We start from the raw sequence: 17,944 nt of genomic DNA, 5'->3' as shown, positions 1-17,944 counted from the left end.
ACGCCGGGCAACTGCCTAGGAACGTTCTATAGTGACGGCGAGTGCGCTACTGATGAACTGCCGAGCGATCTTTCTCTGTCGAGCGATCTATCGAAGTGGACGGACTCGCCCGACGACCGATATCTGTGAAAGCAAACCTTTTGCGCCCGTGGATCGGAGTCACGGTAATGGCGGACTACCGGGACGTATGCGTGCTGATCCCGACACTGAACGAGGCGGCTACTATCGGCGAGGTCATCGACGGGTTTCGCGACCAGGGACTCGACACCATCCTCGTCATCGACGGCGATTCGTCGGACGGGACCCGAGAGATCGCCGAAGAGCACGGCGCTCGCGTCGTAACGCAGTCCGGGTCAGGAAAGGGACAGGCGATCCAGGAAGCGCTCTCGTACATCGACAGCGAATACGTACTGATGCTCGACGGTGACGGCACCTATCGCCCGGAGGACGCGCCGTCGATGCTGGAACCGTTGCTCGCGGGCGACGCGGAACACGTCATCGGCAACCGCTTCGCCGACATGGAGGAGGGAGCGATGACTAACCTCAACCAGTTCGGAAACGGGATCATCGACCGCGCGTTCCACTACATCCACGGGAAAGAACAGTACGACATCCTCAGCGGCTACCGGGCGTTCACCCACGAATCGGTCGACCGCCTTCGTCTGAACTCCGAGGGATTCGGCATCGAGACGGAACTCGCCGTAGAATGCGTGAAAAACGGCGTCGAGATTACCGAGGTCCCGATCAGCTATCTTGCTCGGCCCGAATCGTCCGAGACGAACCTCCACCCGCTCTGGGACGGCGGCACGATCATCCTGACGCTGTATCGCCTCGCGAAAACCAACAACCCGCTGTTTTACTTCGGCAGCGTGGGGCTATCGGGGGGTCTGATCGGCGGCGGCCTCGCCGCGTACGTCGGCTACGAATGGTTCGCTCGGGGCGTGAGCCACGAAGTGATCGCCATCGTCGCCGCGTTTTTCGTCCTGTTCGGCGTCCAGTTGCTCATCTTCGGCGTCCTATCGGACGTGATGGTGACGCTGCATCGCGACCAGATGCACCGGTTAGAGCGGATCGAGACCGAGCAAAAGCGGACTGATTCGCCTGGGATGCGTGACGAACCCGCACAGACGGGAACGGACGCGGTGGGCGAACACGTCGAGTCCGAACCCGAAGGCGAACACGTCGAATCCGAACCCGAAGGCGAACACGTCGAATCCGAACCCGAAGGCGAACACGTCGAATCCGAACCCGGAGACGACTAGAAGGGGAGCATCGCCTTCACCTGGTCGATGATGCCCGCGGGTGACGATCGGTGTTTCTCGAAGACCGGATGCAGAGCGTTCAGGAGGTCCTGTTCGGACTCGAACTCCCGTTGGCCCGTCTCCTCGATGGCGTCTGCGAGCGAAACGGTGCGCCCGGTCGCGTCGTACGGTACGTCGGGGTGATTCAGCACATCGACGATGTCGCCTCTGGTCGCCGGGAACGTCACGTCCACGCCGTCGAGTCTCGCGTCGACCGCTGCGATACCGAACTCGACCGCGTCGGGTTCGTCACCGTCGTCGTTCGCGGGCGGTCGTACTCCCATGCTCGCGGATACAAACGCCGCGGCAAAAAAGTTCGCTGAAACGTCGGACCTGCCCTCTGCGGGACGCAAAACCTTTCGGTCGGCCGACCCGCATCTCTGGTATGACTGACTACACGACCGTCTCGATCCCGAAAGACCTCGCCGACCGCGTCGACGAGACCATCGAGGGGACGAGTTTCCAGAGCACGAGCGACCTCGTCCGGTTTCTCCTCCGGAGCATCGTCATCCAGCACCAGCAACAGGGGGAACTGACGGAGGCCGAGTTCGACGAGATAACGGACCAGCTACAGGACCTCGGCTATCTGGAGTGAACGAGGTTCTCGGCTGCCTGGAGAGAATCAGGGTCCCAGCTATACGGAGTAAGGCACATCCGACTTCCGCCGCATCACGCTGCGCCCGCTCGGACGGTCACGCTATCGTGTCCTGCGGCGGTTCTGCGTCGACGATCGTCAGTTCCTGGCGGCGGCCCCGGCGGTCGAACGCAGCGAGGGTCTCCGCCTCCCAGGGCGGGACTGCAACGAACACGACCTGTGCCAGGTCGTCCGTTCGGGACACTTCGAGATCACCCTGGGGGTGCGAGACGAACCGGCCCTGCGTCTGGCCCGACGGCGTGGAGAGGTCCACGCCGAACACCGCCGTGACCGACCGGCCGCTGTCCGGGAGATAGAAATCGGTAAACACCGGTGCCTCCGGCGGCAGGTCGTCCGCCCCCGTCAATTCGCTTGCGTCCGTGACCGCCAGTCTCGCTGTGACGGACCCCGGCTCCGCGTCGCGGGCGATATCGAGCAGGACCGTTACGAGACCGCGGGTAACGTACACCACACTCGTGTTCGGACGGCAGGCGGCAAAGATGTATCGCCGGTTCGTGATTTCGCCGGAGGTGATATCGCGCGGGGGCCAGGGGCGTTCTCGCGCGGCAGTCAGAGGTGTTCTCGCGCGGCGGTCGGGGGATATCCCCACACATTGGAAGCGGTATCGCGCCCACGTCGGAAGTGATGTCCCGCTTTCACCGAGGATCCGAAGACATTTCTCCGACGGGTGAGCGGAGTAGCGCATGGACCGCGCCACGCTCGTCGCGCTCGTCGCCGGAATCCTACAGGGGATCTTCGAGTGGTTGCCGATCTCGAGCGAGGGCAACGTCGCCGTCTTTCTCACCGCCGTCGGTTCCTCGCCGGGCGCTGCCGTCCAGTTTTCCCTGTTCCTACACGTCGGGACCGCGCTCTCGGCGTCCGTCTACTACCGCGAAGAGATACTGGAAGCGGTACGCCTCGCTCCTGACTGGCGAGCATCCGACGCGTTCGACGGCGAAACTGCCGACCTCTCCTTTCTCGTGATCGCGACGTTCGCCTCCTTCTGCGTGGGCCTTCTCGCGTATCTCACGCTCGACCACGTGGTCGGCGAACTGAGCGGCGGCCTGTTCGTCGCGGGCGTCGGCGTCTTGCTCGTTGCGACCGGAGTGTTCCAGCGCCTCGCCGACGAGCAACCGATCAGTACGCGGACGACCCCCACACTCGTTGACGCGGTACTCGTGGGCGCGCTGCAGGGACTGGCCGTCCTCCCTGGCGTCTCCCGGTCCGGGACGACCGTCGGGGCGTTACTCTTGCGCGGCCACGACGGTCCCGAGTCGTTCCGCCTCTCGTTCCTGCTCAGCGTGCCCGCCGCCCTCGGCGCTGGCGCGCTGACGGTTCTCGACGAGGGCGGGATCCCGAGCGTCGACCCCCTCCCCGCGCTCGTCGCCCTGACGGCCGCCGCGGTCGTCGGCTACCTGACCATCGACGCCCTCATGCGCGTCGTCGAACGCGTCGACTTCTGGGCCGTCTGTCTCGGCCTCGGCGGTCTGGCGACGCTCGGCGGCGTCGTGCTCCTGCTCTGATAGGGTCCGTTGTACGTCAGTTCAGTATTTCGCCGACGCGGGGGCGGCGAATATCGTGACACAGTTCTAACAGCCCTATGAAACCGACAGGCTCATTTCGACTCTCACGACACGTCGGGTATGTCACCGATCCGACGCGGAGTGATGTTTCTGCTCCTTGTCGGGGCGATCGGCGGGCTCTGCGTCCACTACGAGGCCACAGAGGACCAGCGGGACCCCTACCCCGCGGCCGAGGATATCGATGCCGACTACGACCGGTACGTCGGGGATACTGCGTTGCTGATCGGCACCGTCGAGAGCGTCGACCGCGACGTCGGAACGGCGCGTCTCCGGGTGGATCACGACGGCGGGGCGTTCACGATGACGCTGGCTGAGTTTCGCACGACCGTCGAACCGGGCGGCACGGTGCAGGCGTACGGCACGCTCGAAGCCGAGCGGACGCTCCGCGTCTCGCGGACCGTCGTCGTCAACGAGAGCGGCGGCTCGAAACTGTACAAGTACGCCGTCTCGGTCGCCGGAGCGGCGCTCGTTCTCGGCCTCTTCTTCCGACACTGGCGGATAAACCTGGAGACGGTCGCGTTCGAGGTGAGAAACCGTGATTGATCGGGGGACCGCTGATGGCTGATCTGCTCTCGCACGTCCTCGTCGCGTACGCCGCCTTCACCGTCGCGAGCTGGCAGGCGGACTGGTTGACTGACGAGTGGATCGCAGTCGGTACCGGCGGAGCGGCGATCCCCGACCTGATCAAAGTCGAGATAGTGGTCGGTAGCGGGACGATCGAGACGGTACTCGGCGTCCCGTTCGACGTAAGCGCCGTCGGAACGCTCGGCGGTGTCCTCCTCGTCGCCGGCGCGATCGCGCTCCTGTTCGGCGAGCGACGATATCGCGCGTACTGTCTTCTCGTGGCCGGTGGCTGTTCTGCACTCGTCCTCGACGGGATGCGGAAGTACGCCGACGGACGGGCGGGCGACTGGCTGTACCCCGTCCCGTGGAACCCGCCGTCGCCGAACCTCTACGTCTCATCGGACTCGACCGTACTCGGCGTCGTGCTCTTCGTAGCCCTCGTCGTCGGAACGCTAAACCGACGCGTGTTCGGCGGCTCTGAGTGACTGAACTGGCTACGATGTCGGGGTTTCCCTGTGTCGCCTAGTACGGGGTGGAACACCGTCCGAACTGGAGCGCCGACTACCGTCGCGGGTCGTGACGCGGAGTAGTTGGATTTATGCGAGTGTGAACTCTCCGGCAGAACATGACTGCTCCGCGTGAGGAGATATCCGACCTCCTCGCGGGCCGCCCCGAGTTCGAGTCCGCCCTCCGGGAGATATTGGACGTCGACGAGCGTCGGGAGACGTGGACGTTCGACGACGTTTCTGCCGACTCCGGGACCTTCGGCGAACTCGTCTCGCGGGACGTGGTCGAACGCGTCGGCGACGAGTATCGACTGGCCGACCCGCCGGCAGTCCGGACGGCGCTGGACGGGGAGTCGCCCCCCGGCGATTCACACCGTTCGGAGTCGGCGTCGGCCGGAGACCGCGCCACTGCGGGGACGAACGCGGCCGCGAACGGACGCGGCGTGGCGGACGAGCTATCGAGGCTTCGCGAGCGTCTTCCGTCGCCGTCGCGCAACACCGTTGTCGGGATCGTCGCCGCACTCGCTCTCGTCGCCGCCTTCCGTCTCGTCGCCTATCCGAGCGTGTTCCGGGACGGCGACATCGTTCTGCTCGCGAACGATCCGTACTTCTACCGCTACTGGCTTCTCGAACTCGTCGCCGACGGCGCGGGGCCGTTCGCGGTTCCCGAGGGAGTCCTGAACGGCGAGCCCCTGCTCGTCGCCGTCCTCTGGACCGCGACGCTCGCTGTCGGCGGTGATGCCCGCGCGGTTGACCTCGTACTCGCGTGGTATCCAGTCGTCGCCGCTCTGGTCACGGGGCTAGCCGTGTACGGGGCAACCGTCCGCCTCACGGACGACGCGCGGATCGGACTCGCCGCGACGGGCTTGCTCGCCGTGATGCCGATTCACGCCTACCGGTCTGCGGTGGGCTTCGGCGACCACCACGCGTTCGACTACATGATCGTCGCCGTGTCGCTGTACGCCCTCGTCGGCCTCGCGAGCGTCGACAGGGACCTGTCGCCGCGGTCGCTTACCGCTCGTGCCGCCCCCTGGACTGTTCTGCTCGGAGGAGCGCTCGCCGCGCAGGTGCTGGCGTGGAACGCCGGACCGCTCCTGATACTGCCGGCCGGACTCTACCTGCTGGCCCGGTCGTTGCTGGAACTGCGCGCCGGCCGGTCGCCGCTTCGCGGCGTCGCACCGACGCTCGCCGCTGCCGGCCTGGCCGCCGCACTGGTCTGGGCCGCCCACGGGGGGTGGCAGTGGCAGGCGGGTTACGTCGCACTCACGCCCGTGTTCCTGTTCGGAGGTGGGCTCGCGGCGGCGCTCGTCGGCGAGGCGAGTCACAGAGCGGGCCTCTCGTGGAAGGCCGCGAGCGGTACTCTAACCGCCGCGTCGGTCGGCGTCTTCGCAGTCGCGTGGACGCAGTTCCCGGAGTTCGCAACGGAGTTCCGGGAGGAGACGGAGCGTCTCGCGCTGAAAGCCGGCCAGAGCGAGATCGTAGAGACGGCGTCGCTGTTCGACGCCGACCTCGGCGGGCCGTTCGCGCCGATCTTCTACTTCGGACTCGTGCTCTTTCTGGCGCTGCCTTACGCGGTCTGGGGCGTGTGGGTCGCCGGATCGCGCGACCGTCCGGACTGGCTGGCCGCGTCGACGTTCGTGGGCCTGTTGCTGGTCCTCGGAACCCTTCAGGTCCGGTTCGCGGGTGCCCTCGCGGTCCCAGTCGCCGTCTTCGCGGGCGTTGGCTTCGTCCACCTCGCGAGCGTGGTCGACCTCGCACGTCGCCCCGCGTGTCTCTCCGGGAGCGACGATACAGACAATCACCGTTCGGACTTCGGGGAGAACCGGAACGATGCGAGTCGTTCGACAGTCCAGATCGGCAACGTCGACGGCCGTAGCCTCGGGCTACTCCTTGCGTTAACGGTGCTGATAGCGGGTCTCGGCGCGTTCCTGACGCCCCCGCTCACGAACGACCTCACTGTCGAATCGGAGTCCTATCAGGCGGCGACGTGGATCCAGGGCGACGCCGCCGAGCGCGGACTGGCGGAAAACGAACGATACGTGTTCAGCCAGTGGGACCGGAACCGGATGTACAACGCGTTCGCGAGCGGTGATTCGCGCTCCTACTGGTTCGCACGCTCGAACTACGACGGGTTCCTCGCGGCGACGAACGGAACCGAGTGGTACGAACGACTCGACGGTCGGGTCCAGTACGTCGTTACCGCTGACCGAACGATAGGTGATAGCGTCTCCGAGGACGCGATGTACTACCGACTTCACGAGGAGTATGGCGTCGACACCGACCACTACCGCGCGGTGTACGCTACCGACGACGGCACTCGAAAGGTCTTCACGCTCGTCTCCGGGGCGACGGTAACCGGACCGACGTCATCGAACGACACTGTGAACATTTCGAGAACGGAAGACGTCGACCTCGGGGAAACGTCGGTCGACTACGAACGGACGGCGGCGGTCGAGAACGGCACGTTCAGCGTCGTCGTCACCCAACCGGGCGAGTATTCGGCCGGTGGACAAACCGTGACGGTCTCCGAAGCGGCGGTGGTAAACGGTACGGCCGTCGAAGTGTCAGAGAACTCGACGACGTAATCGGAGACACCGCGCGGGACCCTGACAGCGTCTGTTACACCGGCAGTAGTTTCTTGGCGTTTTTGAGATAGAGTTCCGGCGCTGTCCGTCGAGCGTCGCGGAGCGCGGCGTCCAGAGCTTTCTCGGCGTCTTTCGACACACCTTCGCCGTGACCGACGAGCAACCGGTCGATAACCAGGCCGCTGAGTGCGTCACGCGGCGGCAGTGCGCGCAGCATCGGATGCACGCCGAGGCGTGCCGACCCGGTCCGGAAGTAGTCGACGGTCCCGACAGCTTCCGGAACGACGAGCGTTCGCGAATCGGCGTCGTACAGCGCCACTTCGTGCCAGATCGGGTTATCGACGACGGGTATCGCGTGAAAGTTCGTGTTCCCAAGCGTTTTATCGAACGTTTTGGTTCGCGCGTGGATATCGTCGGCGACGCCGCTGAGCGTTCGCGGGAGATGGACCGACACGTCGTGGCGGGATGCGAGGGCGTCGGCGTCGCGCGTGTGTCGGTCGAGGAGGACAACGACTCCTGCCACGTCGCCGAACGGAGCGATCAGGTCGTCCAAGCCGTCACAGTCGACTGGGTCGACGAGCCAAACCTCACCGTCGTTTACGAGGGCGTGACTGGCCCGTTGCATGGTTTCGTCGGGGTGAGCGATCCACCCGACGCCACCGTTCCAGCGGTCAGTTTCCCGGAAACCGCTCGTTCGGCCGTCACCTGTAGGCGACATACACGGACACAGGGATTCGAGGTGTATAAACGGTCGTCAAAATCGCCTTTCAGCCCGGTAACGGCCGCTTGTTGAATCTCTGCCGAGATATTAAGTCACCGCCGGAAGTAGTGACGGTATGCTCAGCGGACTGCGGTGGCTCGCCCTCGAAGTGAAATCCCTCGACCGAGCCAGGGAGTTCTACGCCGAGGCGCTTGATATGACGGTCGAACGCGAGGGCGAGCGCGAGGTCGAACTGCGGGCAGGAGACAGTACTCTGATTCTCCGGCGTCCGCGGGAGATACCCCGCGGCGGCCTGCACACTCACTACGCGTTCGCTATTCCCGCTGACGAATACCAGTACTGGTGGGACCGACTCAGTCGAGAGTTCGATCTGCAGGAACGTCAGTTCGGGTCGGGGAAATCACTGTACCTGTACGATCCCGACGGTAACTGCGTCGAACTCGCTCAGCGACCGGTCGACGGCGACGGTATCTGCGGGATCTTCGAAGTCGTTCTGGAAGTGGCTGACCTCGACCGCGCGGAGGAGTTTTACACGTCGCTCGGTTTCGAGACTGTAGACCGCGGGAAAGACCGGAGACGAGTCCGTCTCGGCGGGCCGGTCGATCTCGAACTGTGGGAACCACAGTTGGGGATCGCCGACGGCCGCGGCGGCGTTCACGTCGACCTCGGCTTCGACACCGACGACAGCCCCGGCGTGGCCGTCGACGCGGTTCTCAACCGCGCTTCGAAGGTCACCATGATAGGCGAGAACGTCAGGATCACCGACCCCGACAACCACCACTTGCAGTTCTGCTGAACTTCCGTTGTGTGATACCGCTTCCGGTCAAACGCGATCCGCGTCGGCGTTCTCTTTCAGCCGTGGTTTTCAATGAAGAGCTATGATTTTCCGATGAAGAGCTATGATTTTCCGATGAAGAGCTAAGGTTTTCCGATGAAGAGTCGTGATCAAGGAAACGGCGTTTTCCACACACACACGTTTCGGGGCCACAGACTTTTGCCAGTCTCCGTGGAAGTGACCCAACGCATGCGCGTTACTCTCCTGGGGACTGGCACCGCATTACCGACGGGCGACAGATACCAGAGCGGTGCGCTTGTGGAATCTGCTGACCGGTCCCGACGGATACTGGTAGACTGCGGGAGCGGCGTTCTCCATCGCCTCGCGGACACAGATGCAGGATACGAGTCGGTCGACGCCGTACTGTTAACCCACACACATCTCGATCACGTTGCCGACCTCCCCTCGCTGGTGAAAGCCAGAGTACTCTCCGGAGTTTCGGAGTTGGAGATCGTCGGACCGAACGGAACGGACGAGACGCTCGACCACCTACTGGCGGTCGATAACGTCCAAGAGCGGGCCGACCTGACGGTTCGGGAAGTCGGCCCCGGGCAGTTCGACGCCGCCGGATTCCAGATGCGTGCCTGTGAGGCAGACCACTCCGTGCAGACGTTAGGATACAGGTTCGACGATGATGGGTCGGATACCGAGACCGACGGCATCACCTTTAGCGGCGATACCAGAGCGACCGAGAGCGTCGCGGAACTCGCGGACGGATCGTCGGTACTCGTTCACGACTGCGCGCATCCGGACGGGGAAGGTGGAGGTGACCACGCGTCACCATCAGAGTTAGCCGGGACGCTCGCCGGACGAAACATCGACACGGTGTATCTGACGCATCTCTATCCGGGGACCAGAGGAAAGGAAGGTGCGATGGTAGCGGCGGTCGAAGGGCGGTTCGACGGGGACGTGAAGGTCGCACTCGACCGGGAATCGTTTGAAGTGTGACTACCAGTCGGTCAGTGTTGGCGATAACTGTGTTGCGGCGACATCTCCGGTACTCGCTTGGAACCGTCCGTTTTCGGTGGTGGAGGGGTTGTCAGTCGCAGTAGTGGAGGGATTGTCAGTCGTGGTAGTGGACGCGTCGTCGGTCGCAGTAGTGGAGGCGACCGGTTTGTGACTATGCGGCGTCGTCTGCCCACTGCGTCATTCGGTTGTCTTCAAGCAGAATCTCTCGGACGATGTCCGGGTCCTCGATGAGCCGGTTCTTCAGGGTCACACCGCCGGCCAGACCCTGGTTGAGTTTTTCGACATCGACGATGCCGAGGAACGCCTGCTCTTTCAGGATATCGCGGAAACGGCGCTCGGAGAGCGTGTCCATGTCGATCTCGCCGCAAATGACGCGGTACTGTTTGAACACTTCACGCGTCGGAAACGCCTCGGTGTCGTTGTTGAGAGAGAGTTCAGCGAGCGAGAGGAGCGCGGTTTTGGCCTGGGTTGGCGCGCCGTCGATGAGTTCGCGGAAGCGGTCCTTCTCAGCGAGTTGCTGGGCGTCGCGGACGTGCTCTTCGGTCACGACGTCCGAGCCGTTCTTGTAGGCTATCTTGCCCGCGTGCCGAAGGATGTCGATCGCCTTCCTGGCGTCACCGTGTTCCTGTGCGGCGAACGCCGCACAGAGCGGGATCACGTCGTCGGTGAGCACGTCCTCCTGAAAGGCGTCCGCGCGGTTTCGCATGATCTCGCGGAGTTGCGTCGCGTCGTACGGCTGGAAGAACAGTTCCTTGTGCTGAAGGCTGGATTTGACCCGTTCGTTCAGGTTCTCGGCGTACTGGATCTTGTTACTTATCGCGATGACGCCGATGTGGCAGTCGACCTTGTTCGCCTCCTCGGCGCGAGAGAGTTTCATCAGGAGGTCGTCGTCGGCCATCAGGTCGACCTCGTCCAAGATCACCATCATCACGTCGTAGCGCCGGTCGAGTATCTGCCACAGGCGCTTGTAGTATTTCGACGTGCTGAGACCCGTCTGCGGGACGGAAATATCCGTTTCGATCTCTTCGTTTAACGTGTTGGCAAGCGAAGAGACGGCCTGCGTTTCGGTGTTGTCCTCGGAGCAGTCGAGATACGCGGTTCCGACCGAGACGTCGTCCTCCGAGAGGTCTTGCGCACGTCCCATCACGTATTTCGAAACGAGCGATTTCCCGGTCCCCGTCTTCCCGTAGACGATGACGTTGTCGGGGGAGTACCCCTCGATAGCGCCGCGCAACTGCTCGGCCAGGTCGCGGATCTCGTCGTCGCGGCCGACGATCCGGTCGGGTTCGGGGACGTGCCCGATGCTCAAGAGCTGCTTGTTCGCGAAGATCTGGTCTTCCTGCTCGAACACTTCCTTCGCGATGTCCGCTGACTCTCGACTTCCCATCGTATCCCTCAATCGATGGGTCACTGATAAACTACGCGGTTTCGCCCACCCCGGACTTCCGATGCTTCGGCGTACAGAACACGCCGGATGATCTCACGGTTCGGATCGGTTCTGGATCGGGATTTTCCCCTGAACTGGAGGCCCACCCCGTGTTTCCGATGCTACCGGGTCACAGATAGTGGGTACGGGAACCAGTTACACCCACCCCACGTTTCCGATGCTTCCGGTCGAGAAGGCCGGGGGGAAGATCGGTCAGTTACGAATCCCCACCGTATCGAATGCCTTGACTGTCACACCCCTCGTTTCCGATGCTTTCGAGGATATCAGTCCACCAATTGCGGGAGAATCAGGCTTAGTAGACCGACACTCAGTCCTGTGAGTCCCGATAGTCCTGCATCGACTCTCTTTTTTCCCACCATTCTCGTCTTTCTACCTGAGGGGTATCCGAGAGAGCGTCCGTGTTTTGCTCGACCGGATTAACGCGAGTTACTCTATTCTCTCACGTCGAAGCAACACTGAAACCACTGACACCATCGTCAGATCCGCACGAAGATCGATCTTCATCTAAGCTCTTTTATTCGGCTAGTGGACTATTTCCAAGATGACATATTAAAGCTTTTCTAAATAATATGCAGATTATTCGGCGGTAAGCTAGAAACGAACATCTTTCGTCGACTCCCGGCCGAAGAACTCCGCTACCCCCACTCTATCTCTCTCAAAGCATCGGAAACGTGGGGTGGGTGTCTGAGGGATCGTCACAGCCATCTACTCGAGTTCGTGTCCGGCCAGATCGTGTTCCTGTCCAGATCCGCGAAGCAGTCGAACGAGTGTAAGCGCTCGACGTGATAGCAAAAGCTTCGTCGGGTCACTGGCCGAGTTGTCGTTCGACCCCTTCGATGTCGGACACCGTGTTGACGTTCGCCCGCCAACCGTCGAGTTCGACCGTCTCGACGTCCTGCCGCTTCCGATCAGGAGACCGATAGCGTCGGTTAGTTCGTACTCCCCCCGGTCGCTCGGCTGGACTAAATGACAGGCGTGGAATATCAAGGTCGAAAAGACGAAAAACCCGGTCTGAATGAGCGTCGACGGCGGGTCGTCCGGTTTCTCGACCAGCGAAACGAGCGTACCGTCCGCCCCGGTTTCCGCGACACCTGTCGTTTTGGCTTTCTCTTCGGTAACATCCTCGACGAGGAGCGTCGCCTCCGACTCACTCTCTCGATGCCGGTCAACCGCCGTCGTCAGATCCGCGCGAAAGACGTTATCGCCGTTGACCAGCACGAAGTCGTCGTCTACGTACGGTTCGGCCTGCAACAGTGCGTGCGCCAGTCCTAACTGTTCCCGCTGGTGGACGTACGTTATCGGTACGCCGCCGTACTGGTCGCCGTAGTGGTCAATAATGTCGGCCTTGCGATAGCCGACGACGACGACGAGTTCGTCGACCCCAATGTCGACCAGCGCATCGAAACAGTGCGTCAACAGCGGTTTACCGGCGACATCGACGAGTCCTTTCGGTCGTTGGTCAGTCAGCGGTCGGAGTCTCGACCCTTCCCCGGCAGCGAGAACAACGGCGTCCATGTCTGTACGAACACGAACGCGCGGACGCTGGAAAAAACTATACCGTGAGTGATGCCTGGCATCGATCCCCCTACTACGTCGCCACCTACTGCCACGTCGACGCCTCCTACCCTGTCGACACCCCCTACCACGTCGACACCCCCTACCACGTCGACACCCCTACCACGTCGACGTTACAGCACCGCTTCAGAGCTCCACGGACCGAGACCGAAATCCGACAGTCCGACCGAGGCACCGGCGGACGCCGTCGCGATACGAACGGTCGACTGCTATTCCAACCGGTCCGTGTCGATGTGAACGCCGGGTGGCGCGGCGAGCAAGAACCCCCTGAAGTGAACGAGTTCGCCGCCCTCGTCTCTCACGTCGCGTGCGAACCCGGCGGCGAGTTCGTTCACGTCTCCCTCGACGTTTAGTACGAGTATCGTTCCCTGTTCGATGGTTTCGATCCACTCCTCGTCCGGCGTCGTCCCGTCGAGTACGCCGAGTTCGATCCGCGCGGCCCCCATCCCGTCGTCTTCATCCTCGATGTGGTCCTCGACCGACCTGAGGTCGAGACTGAAGTCGCTCATACCTTCGGGGTCGTCCCCCCATGAGAAAAATCCTCGCCCCACAGAACCGTTCGGCGGGGATTTGGGTCAGTCGTTCCGGTACTCTTTCCGGAACCCGCGGAACTCGGTTCGGTGGGCCTCCTCGTCAGCGAGGATGGTGACGGCGAGGTCCTCAGTCACCGGATCGTCGGCATCCTCGGCGGCGGTAATGATAGATCGATACGTTTCGATAGCGTCTTCCTCGGCCTCCAGAACCCCCTCGATGACCGAGAGGACGTCCGTGCTATCCTCGGGCGGTTGGAGGCTCTGTTGGTTAGCCTGGAAGTCCATCGACGCCGGCGGCCGCTGGTCTAGTTGCTTCAGTCGCTGGCCGATCATCCGAGCATGGTCGAGTTCCTCCTGAATGTCCACTTCCAGGCTCTCTTTGACCTCTTCGGCGCTGACTCCGTCCAGCACGATTGAGTTGGTCAAGTAGTTCATCACCGTCTCGATTTCGTCCCCGTACGCCTTTCTGAGTAACTGCGTTACCTGATCGCTCGTCATCCCCACGGACGTACCACATCCAGCGGCTTAGTTGCGGGCCTGAACGGGCCAACTGCTCAATCAAAACGGACTCGTCGTTCGGCCTAACCCTCACCGTTTGGCCAAGCCTCACCGTTCGGCCCAACCCTCACCGTTTGGCCAAGCCTCACCGTTCGGCCCAACCCTCACCGTTCGGCCCAAGCCTCCACCGTTTGGCCATGTCCTACCCTATTCGGTCCTTCCGCCGGAGCGTCGGAGCGAGTGTCTCCGACTGTTTTCTACGTGACGGCCGGACTGTCATCGACAGTCCGCAACTGATCACTCTGCACCGCTCGAAGCGCGTGCGAGTTCACGCACGGATTATTTTACGGCTCTAGGCGGAAACAATTCAATATCACTATCGATGACGTAGTTCATCTCCCTCCGTGCCTTCCGTAGTGTATAAGGAATATGTAGAAAACAAGGCCGTCTACGTCTTGCGATTTACCGAATACGACTGTGTTATCATGTTCGAAACATGTACGCCGAAACCTGTCACAGGGACACCTTTATATATCGGAAAGGGCCCCTACACAGATACCATGCCTGAGCGCAATACGCAGTCCATGGATTCGTCCTCCGGTACAAGCCGGGGGGATCGAGTTCTTCCAGGGCACGTTAGATTCCACTAGCGAGATAGACAGCGCACGAGTTTTCGACACGACGCTCCGCGACGGGGAGCAGTCGCCGCGCACGTCATTCTCCTATGAGGACAAACGCGAGATAGCCACGGCACTCGACCGGATGGGAACCCACGTCATCGAAGCCGGGTTCCCCGTCAACTCCGACGCCGAGTTCGAGGCCGTAAGCGACATCGCTAAAAGCACAGATACGACGGTTTGCGGGCTGGCCCGCGTCGTCGACAAGGACATCGAAGCGGCCCTCGACGCTGGCGTCGAGATGGTGCACGTGTTCGCGTCCACCAGCGACGTGCAGATAGAGGATTCGATGCACGCGACCCGCGAGCAGGTGATGGAACGGTCCGTCGACGCCGTCTCCCGCCTGCGAGACGCCGGCGTCGAAGTAATGTACTCGCCGATGGACGCCACGCGGACGGACGAGGCGTTCCTGGTCGAGATAATCGAGGCCGTCACCGAGGCGGGAACCGACTGGATCAACGTCCCCGACACCTGCGGTGTCGCGACGCCGCGGCGGTTCCACGACCTGATCGAGATGGTCTGTGAGCACACGACCGCCCGCGTCGACGTGCACACGCACGACGACTTCGGGATGGCGACCGCAAACGCCATCTCCGGCATCGAGGCCGGGGCCGACCAGGCGCAAGTCAGCGTCAACTCCATCGGGGAGCGCGCGGGCAACGCAGCCTACGAGGAGTTCGTGATGGCGATAGAGAGCGTCTATCAGGTCGACACCGGCATCGATACGACCGGTATCACCGCGCTCTCGCGGCTAGTTGAGGAGAAGTCGGGCGTCGACGTACCGGGCAACAAGCCCGTCGTCGGCGACAACGCGTTCGCCCACGAAAGCGGCATCCACGCCGCGGGCGTCATCGAGAACTCCGACACCTTCGAGCCGGGCGTCATGACGCCCGGGATGGTCGGTGCACAGCGGGAACTGGTACTGGGCAAGCACACCGGCAATCACTCGGTACGAGAACGCCTGCAAGACGCGGGCTTCGACCCGAGCGACGACGAGGTGCGCGCCGTCACTCGACGCGTCAAGGACTACGGCGCGGAGAAACAGCGCGTCACCATGACCGACCTGAAACAGTTCGCCCGAGAGGAGGGCGTCGACCGCGAACAGGAGGAGGTCCACGCCTGATGATGCCCGCCCGGTTCGCCCCCGTCCGCCAGCGGCAGGTAGACGATATCGGCCAGCGGACAGTCCGCGACTCGGGCGCATCCGATCACCCCTTCGGGGTCAACTGTTCGAACCGAGGGAGCCACCACTCACGCCGCCGGACTGACAACTCGCACTGCCGGAGTCGTTACTCACACCACCGGACTCACAACGCACCGCGGGGAACTCATCGCTCGCGCGATGTGTGTTACTGTTCACCCGGTGTGAGCAATCATTGCGACTCGCACAAGAGTTATACTGCCGGAACTCACTACCTCACTATCAATGAGACAGTCACTGACTTCCGCTCCCGTGCAGTCGCGGAGCGGCGGGGCTGTCCTGGTAGCTCTTCTCGGCGAGATTATTGTAGGGGCACACTAGCCCCTACACTACTCCATTCTCGACCGGCGTTCGTATCGACCTTCGACCCAGCACCTGCCCCAACCATGTCCAGTACACCTACAGCAGTCACACAGTATCGCCCGACGACCACATCCCTCGCAAACCGTCAACCGGAAACCGCGGAGTCCGGACCGTACCGACCGACACCGTTCGGAGGAGGGACCAGATGACCGAGCAAGTTCCACCGACCACCCAGACGAAGGCGGAGGCGCAAGCGAGCGACGACGAGGACGCTGAAGCGGCAGCGAAGCAGGCGGTGTCGACCGGCGCGGGGTCGGTCGTCGCGACCCTCGAAAACGCGGGCGTCGAACACCTCTTCGGCGTCCAGGGGGGCGCGATCATGCCCGTCTACGACGCCCTGTACTACTCCGACCTGAACCACGTCACGATGGCCCACGAGCAGGGCGCGGCCCACGCCGCTGACGCGTTCGGCATCGTCTCCGGCGACCCGGGCGTCTGCCTGGCGACGTCCGGTCCCGGCGCGACGAACCTGGTGACCGGCATCGCCGACGCGAGCATGGACTCCGACCCCCTGATCGCGCTGACCGGTCAGGTGCCGACGGATCTCGTCGGTAACGACGCCTTTCAGGAGACTGACACGACCGGCGTCACCGACCCGATCACGAAGACGAACTACTTCGCCGACGACGCGGAAACCATCGGCGACGTAGTCGGCGAGGCGTTCGCCGTCGCGGACGAAGGTCGACAGGGGCCGACGCTGGTCGACCTGCCGAAGAACATCACGCAGGAAGAGACCGAAACGAACTCCGGCGAGACGACGACGCCGGACACGTACAACCCGCCGGAGGAAGCCGACGAGGGAACCGTCGAGGCAGCCGCTGACGCGCTCGCGGCCGCCGAGAAACCCGTTATCCTGGCCGGCGGCGGCGTGATAAAAGGCGAGGCGACCGACGAACTGCGGGCGTTCGCACGGGAGTACGAGATCCCCGTCATCACGACGATGCCCGGAATCGGGGCGTTCCCCGAGGACGAAGAACTCTCGCTGGAGGTCGCCGGCATGCACGGCACCGGGTACGCCAACATGGCGGTCACCCACTGTGACGTGTTGCTCGGCGTCGGCACGCGGTTCGACGACCGCCTGACGGGCGGCGTCGACTCGTTCGCGCCGGAGGCCGAGGTCATCCACGTCGACATCGACCCGGCCGAGATATCGAAGAACATCTACGCGGACTACCCGCTGATCGGCGACGCCGGGCGTGTGATGGACCAGCTAGACGACGAGTTAGATAACCGCCCCGACCCCGCCGACCGCTACGCCGAGTGGCGCGAGCAGGTCGGGACATGGAAGGAAGAGTACCCGATGGATTACGCCACACCCGACGACGAGCCGCTGAAGCCGCAGTTCGTCGTCGAAGTGCTGGATGAGGCGACCGAAGACGACACCGTCGTCACGACCGGCGTCGGCCAGCACCAGATGTGGGCGTTCCAGTTCTGGACGTACACTGAGCCCCGGACGTGGGTCTCTTCGCACGGCCTGGGGACGATGGGGTACGGCCTGCCAGCCGCCATCGGCGCCCGCCTCGCGGCCGACGACGACCAGTCGGTCGTCTGCTTCGAAGGCGACGGCTCTTTCCTGATGACGGTGCAGGAACTGTCTGTCGCGGTCCGCGAGAACCTGGATATCACCGTGGCCGTCCTGAACAACGAGTACGTCGGGATGGTCCGACAGTGGCAGGACGGCTTCTTCGAAGGCCGACGGATGGCCTCGGAGTACTCGTGGTGTCCGGACTTCGCGAAACTCGCGGAGGCGTTCGGCGCGCGCGGGTTCACCGTCGCGGACTACGACGGCGTCGAGGACGCGGTGGAAGCCGCGGTCGAGTACGACGGGCCCGCCGTCATCGACTTCCACATCGACCCCGAGGAGAACGTCTTCCCGATGGTTCCCAGCGGCGGGAAAAACGGGAAGTTCGCACTGCAAACGGACCATCTGGACAAGCTATGACGAACGCCGA

Annotated in this window: 17 protein-coding genes; 10 read left to right on the top strand and 7 right to left on the bottom strand. The window is 63.0% G+C overall.

The features are described from left to right. The first annotated feature begins 167 nt into the window (after positions 1 to 167). Positions 168 to 1,262, top strand: a complete 1,095-nt coding sequence (gene aglJ, locus SM753_RS01995; protein ID WP_323190342.1) for an S-layer glycoprotein N-glycosyltransferase AglJ — start codon at positions 168 to 170, stop codon at positions 1,260 to 1,262. Here the strand turns inward: aglJ and SM753_RS01990 are convergent. After that, positions 1,259 to 1,585: a hypothetical protein gene (locus SM753_RS01990; protein WP_323190341.1), complete on the bottom strand. Its 327-nt coding sequence runs from the start codon at positions 1,583 to 1,585 to the stop codon at positions 1,259 to 1,261. The genes aglJ and SM753_RS01990 overlap by 4 nt on opposite strands. Positions 1,586 to 1,686: 101 nt before the next feature. On the opposite strand from SM753_RS01990, the gene SM753_RS01985 reads away from it, so the two are divergent. Continuing rightward, a complete protein-coding gene (locus SM753_RS01985; RefSeq protein WP_135534394.1) occupies positions 1,687 to 1,896 on the top strand; it encodes a ribbon-helix-helix domain-containing protein in 210 nt (69 codons plus the stop codon). Positions 1,897 to 1,993: 97 nt separating this feature from the next. On the opposite strand, the gene SM753_RS01980 is transcribed toward SM753_RS01985, so the two are convergent. Continuing rightward, positions 1,994 to 2,407, bottom strand: coding sequence for a hypothetical protein (locus SM753_RS01980; protein ID WP_135534393.1), 414 nt, complete (start codon positions 2,405 to 2,407; stop codon positions 1,994 to 1,996). A gap of 232 nt (positions 2,408 to 2,639) precedes the next feature. Between SM753_RS01980 and SM753_RS01975 the strand changes: the two genes are divergently transcribed. The 4 genes from SM753_RS01975 to SM753_RS01960 all read left to right on the top strand — a co-directional run bounded on the left by SM753_RS01975 (position 2,640) and on the right by SM753_RS01960 (position 7,173). After that, positions 2,640 to 3,458: an undecaprenyl-diphosphate phosphatase gene (locus SM753_RS01975; RefSeq protein ID WP_323190340.1), complete on the top strand. Its 819-nt coding sequence runs from the start codon at positions 2,640 to 2,642 to the stop codon at positions 3,456 to 3,458. A 144-nt stretch (positions 3,459 to 3,602) separates the two neighbouring features. Beyond that, positions 3,603 to 4,061 carry a hypothetical protein gene (locus tag SM753_RS01970; RefSeq protein WP_323190339.1) on the top strand — a complete coding sequence of 153 codons (459 nt, stop codon included), beginning with the start codon at positions 3,603 to 3,605 and terminating at the stop codon, positions 4,059 to 4,061. A gap of 14 nt (positions 4,062 to 4,075) precedes the next feature. Next, complete coding sequence (locus tag SM753_RS01965; RefSeq protein WP_323190338.1) at positions 4,076 to 4,567, top strand: hypothetical protein; 492 nt, start codon at positions 4,076 to 4,078, stop codon at positions 4,565 to 4,567. Positions 4,568 to 4,707: 140 nt separating this feature from the next. Next, the gene (locus SM753_RS01960; protein WP_323190337.1) at positions 4,708 to 7,173 is read left to right on the top strand and encodes an STT3 domain-containing protein; all 2,466 of its coding nucleotides are present in this window, start codon (positions 4,708 to 4,710) and stop codon (positions 7,171 to 7,173) included. Between the two features lie 34 nt (positions 7,174 to 7,207). On the opposite strand, the gene SM753_RS01955 is transcribed toward SM753_RS01960, so the two are convergent. Next, positions 7,208 to 7,891, bottom strand: coding sequence for a hypothetical protein (locus SM753_RS01955; protein WP_323190336.1), 684 nt, complete (start codon positions 7,889 to 7,891; stop codon positions 7,208 to 7,210). A 118-nt stretch (positions 7,892 to 8,009) separates the two neighbouring features. Here SM753_RS01955 and SM753_RS01950 point away from each other — a divergent pair, with 118 nt between their 5' ends. Beyond that, positions 8,010 to 8,690 carry a VOC family protein gene (locus SM753_RS01950; RefSeq protein WP_323190335.1) on the top strand — a complete coding sequence of 227 codons (681 nt, stop codon included), beginning with the start codon at positions 8,010 to 8,012 and terminating at the stop codon, positions 8,688 to 8,690. Between the two features lie 228 nt (positions 8,691 to 8,918). Continuing rightward, positions 8,919 to 9,677 (top strand): MBL fold metallo-hydrolase, encoded by a 759-nt coding sequence (locus SM753_RS01945; RefSeq protein ID WP_323190334.1) that lies wholly within the window; start codon positions 8,919 to 8,921, stop codon positions 9,675 to 9,677. Positions 9,678 to 9,849: 172 nt separating this feature from the next. Here SM753_RS01945 and SM753_RS01940 read toward each other — a convergent pair whose 3' ends face one another. The 4 genes from SM753_RS01940 to SM753_RS01925 form a co-directional block, all read right to left on the bottom strand. After that, positions 9,850 to 11,085 carry a Cdc6/Cdc18 family protein gene (locus tag SM753_RS01940; protein WP_135534386.1) on the bottom strand — a complete coding sequence of 412 codons (1,236 nt, stop codon included), beginning with the start codon at positions 11,083 to 11,085 and terminating at the stop codon, positions 9,850 to 9,852. Positions 11,086 to 11,850: 765 nt separating this feature from the next. After that, positions 11,851 to 12,660, bottom strand: a complete 810-nt coding sequence (locus SM753_RS01935; RefSeq protein ID WP_369335312.1) for a sugar phosphate nucleotidyltransferase — start codon at positions 12,658 to 12,660, stop codon at positions 11,851 to 11,853. A gap of 269 nt (positions 12,661 to 12,929) precedes the next feature. Continuing rightward, positions 12,930 to 13,229 (bottom strand): DUF5779 family protein, encoded by a 300-nt coding sequence (locus SM753_RS01930; protein WP_135534384.1) that lies wholly within the window; start codon positions 13,227 to 13,229, stop codon positions 12,930 to 12,932. 66 nt (positions 13,230 to 13,295) lie between these two features. Continuing rightward, positions 13,296 to 13,751, bottom strand: a complete 456-nt coding sequence (locus tag SM753_RS01925) for a ferritin-like domain-containing protein (protein WP_323190333.1) — start codon at positions 13,749 to 13,751, stop codon at positions 13,296 to 13,298. 555 nt (positions 13,752 to 14,306) lie between these two features. On the opposite strand from SM753_RS01925, the gene SM753_RS01920 reads away from it, so the two are divergent. Further along, entirely contained in the window at positions 14,307 to 15,551 is a 1,245-nt protein-coding gene (locus SM753_RS01920) for a 2-isopropylmalate synthase (protein WP_135534759.1), read from the top strand. Positions 15,552 to 16,137: 586 nt separating this feature from the next. After that, a complete protein-coding gene (gene ilvB / locus SM753_RS01915; protein ID WP_323190332.1) occupies positions 16,138 to 17,934 on the top strand; it encodes a biosynthetic-type acetolactate synthase large subunit in 1,797 nt (598 codons plus the stop codon). The last annotated feature ends 10 nt before the right edge of the window (positions 17,935 to 17,944 follow it).

The sequence above is a fragment of the Halostella sp. PRR32 genome, from assembly GCF_034808085.1.
Lineage (GTDB): Archaea > Halobacteriota > Halobacteria > Halobacteriales > Natronoarchaeaceae > Halostella > Halostella pelagica.
Note: the sequence above shows the minus strand (reverse complement) of the source record. Positions and strands in the feature narration are given on the sequence as shown.